General features: G+C 21.8%; 1 protein-coding gene and 1 pseudogene. Both read right to left on the bottom strand.

Translation table 11 applies throughout. The features are described 5' to 3' along the window. A partial coding sequence (locus HMPREF9129_RS10380) for a DUF4125 family protein (RefSeq protein WP_004823576.1) occupies nt 1–446 on the bottom strand: 446 nt, incomplete at its 3' end. A gap of 8 nt (nt 447–454) precedes the next feature. Beyond that, nucleotides 455–779, bottom strand: a pseudogene (locus HMPREF9129_RS10375) (DUF4037 domain-containing protein); the annotation flags it as partial.

The raw sequence follows: 779 nt of genomic DNA, 5'->3' as shown, positions 1-779 counted from the left end.
TCACTTCTAAAATAAGTTAATATAGATGGTAATAGAGTATTCTTATAAAGATTGCGGCTATTATCTAACAAATTAGAGTGTGATGATACCAGCTCTTCTTCCCAAAAAATATGTATATTTAAAATAGAATTAACTAATGAACTTTTTTCTGAATCTACAATGGGAAGAAAATTTTCAATTTCTTTATAATATAAATAGTCTGTTTCTTTCATCATATAAGCATATTTTTCAGTTATCAAATTTCTATCTTGAGATTTTGCTAATTCCAAATCAAATAAATAAGATTTTAGAATATTTTCATTATATATAGACCAGTAACTTAACCGAGAGTTTAAAAAAGTAGCCATATCTTTTTGGCAAGGTTCTTTACCTTTAATACTTTTTACTGATTTAAAAAATATCCATTCGGATACTAAAATATTTTTTAATAAAATTTCTTTATTCATATAATAACCTACTTAATCCAAGTATTTTCATTTTTTAAATTATTGTCATGTATATTTTCAACTATTTCAGAAGAATGTCTTAATAGAAAATTATCTGCAGTTTTTGAAATTTTATTTTCTCTTAAATAATTAGCAAATAAAACACATAACTCTTCTATAATTTTGATTTTTTTAATAGAATCTGTTTTATCATTTAATGAAAGCAGATCATCTATTTTACACTTACTTTCATATCCTAATAATTTAAGATTTTCTAAACTTCTATATTGCCATTTATAAAAAGGCATGAATTTTTTATTTATTAAATGTATTAATTCACAGTAGTTTTCTAAA

Source organism: Peptoniphilus indolicus ATCC 29427, assembly GCF_000227315.1.
GTDB lineage: Bacteria > Bacillota > Clostridia > Tissierellales > Peptoniphilaceae > Peptoniphilus > Peptoniphilus indolicus.
This window is presented reverse-complemented; position numbering and strand designations above follow the sequence as displayed.